At 70.9% G+C, this 2,330-nt stretch carries 1 pseudogene; it reads left to right on the top strand.

Features of this window, described 5'->3' with window-relative positions:
• Positions 1–245 precede the first annotated feature (245 nt).
• A pseudogene (locus ACFE99_RS18770) lies at positions 246–2,330 on the top strand (AMP-binding protein); the annotation flags it as partial.

Below are 2,330 nucleotides of genomic sequence, written 5' to 3'. Positions count from 1 at the left end.
GTCGTTGACGATGTGGGCCACGTCCCCTTGCCGCATCTCCAGGTGCCCCGGCGCGAACTCCCGCCCGCGCTGGGACACGGCATGTTGCGCGCGGTCCGGCTGGGAGCCTGCGACCGGCCGCAGGAGCCAGGCCGCGAGCAGGACCAGGCCGACGCGGCCTAAAGCGCACATGCCGCGTGTTCTTTCGGGGTTTCCGGGACGGCGAGCGCCGCCGGGTGCGGATGCAGCGGGTCGCGCCGGTTCCGCAGCAGGCCGCCGACGCGATGAGCTACCGCACCCTGATGGCCGACCTGGCGGCGCTCTACCGGGGCCGGCAACTGCCCGACCTGCACTACACCTACCGCGAATACCGCCAAGCCATCGCCCGCCAGGACGCCGCACCACAACCGGCCCGCGACGCCGACCGGGGCTGGTGGGCCGAGCGCATCCCCGAGTTGCCTGATCCGCCGAAGCTGCCGCTGGCCCCAGCACCCGACATGTCGCGGAGCACCCGGCGCTGGCACTGGCTGGACCCGGCGAGCTGCGATTCGCTGTTCGCCGCGGCCCGCGCCCGCGGCATCACCCCGGCGATGGCCGTGGCCGCGTCGTTCGCCCATACCGTGGCACGCTGGTCGAATCCGCGGTTCCTGCTGAATGTGCCGCTGTTCGGGCGCCGGCCGCTGCACGCCGACGTGGATCGGGTCGTCGGCGATTTTACGTCGTCGCTGCTGCTCGACATCGATCTGACGCACGCACGCACACCGGCTGATCGGGCGTGCGTCGTGCAGGACGCCACGCAAACGGCGGCCGCACATTCGGCCTATCCCGGTTTGTCGGTGCTGCGCGACCTCGGCCGGCACCGCGGCGCCCACGTTCTGGCACCGGTGGTGTTCACCAGCGCGCTGGGGCTCGGTGAGCTGTTCGCCGCCGAGGTCACCGAAGCCTTCGGCACACCGGGGTGGATCGTGTCGCAGGGCCCACAAGTGTTGCTCGACGCTCAGGTCACCGAGTTCAACGGTGGTGTGCTGGTGAACTGGGACGTCCGCGAGGGGGCGTTTGCGCCCGGCGTCATCGACGCGATGTTCGGCCACCACATCGACGAACTTTCGCGGTTGGCCGGCGACGACGAGGCCTGGGATGCGCCCGGGTCCTCGGCGCTGCCGGCGGAACAGCGCGCGGTGCGACAGGCCCACAACACTCGCAGCGCCGCGCCCAGCGGGGAAGCGTTGCACGACGGGTTCTTTCGCTGCGCCGAGGCGCGGCCCGACGCGCCAGCGGTCTACGCCAGGACCGGCGACCTCAGCTACGGTCAGCTGCGTAGCCAGGCGCTGGCGGTGGCGGCAGCGTTACGTGACGCCGGCGTCCAGGCGGGCGACACGGTGGCTGTGCTGGGCCCCAAGGGTGCCGAGCAAATTCCCGCACTCCTGGGCATCCTGGCCGCGGGCGCGGTCTATCTGCCGATCGGCGTCGACCAACCCGCCGAGCGGGCGGCGCGCATCTTCGACGCCGGTGCGGTAAGCGCGGCGCTTGTCTGCGGGCAGCCCGTGCCGCTGTTGCCGGTGCCCGCCGTCACGGTTGCTGACGCCATCCGCAGGGGTGCCGGTGTCGAAACGCGGCCCTCCGCAATAGATCCCACCGAGCTGGCCTATGTGCTGTTCACCTCCGGTTCCACCGGAGAACCCAAAGGTGTGGAAATGACCCACGACGGCGCCATGAACACCGTGGAGTTCCTCACCGACCACTTCGACATCGGCCCCGGTGACCGGTGCCTGGCGCTCTCGGCGCTGGAATGCGACATGTCGGTGCTCGACATCTTCGCGACCTTGCGGTCCGGCGGGACGATCGTCGTGGCCGACGAGGAGCAGCGCCGCGACCCCGACAGCTGGACGCGGCTGATCGACGCCCACAAGGTGACGGTGCTGAACTTCTTGCCCGGCTGGCTCGAGATGCTGCTCGAGGTCGGTAGTGGCCGGCTGTCCTCGCTGCGGGTCGTCGCGACCGGCGGCGATTGGGTGCGACCCGAGCTGGCCCGCCGGCTGAAAGCCGAAGCGCCGCAACTACGATTCGCCGGGCTCGGGGGCGCGACAGAAACCGCGGTGCACGCCACGATCTGCGAGACGACCGACCCGCCGCCGCATTGGGCTGCCGTGCCGTACGGCACACCGTTTCCCAACATCGCGTGTCGAGTGGTCGACAGCTTCGGCGACGACTGCCCCGACTGGGTGCCAGGTGAGCTGTGGTTCTCGGGCCGCGGTATCGCGAGAGGTTACCGCGGCCGTCCCGACCTGACCGCCGAGCGCTTCGTCAGTCACGGGGGTCGGACGTGGTACCGCACCGGCGACCTGGCGCGC

The organism is uncultured Mycobacterium sp., from assembly GCF_964249325.1.
Lineage (GTDB): Bacteria > Actinomycetota > Actinomycetes > Mycobacteriales > Mycobacteriaceae > Mycobacterium.
The sequence above is the reverse complement of the archived record's forward strand: the minus strand, read 5'-3'. Positions and strand labels throughout refer to the sequence as shown.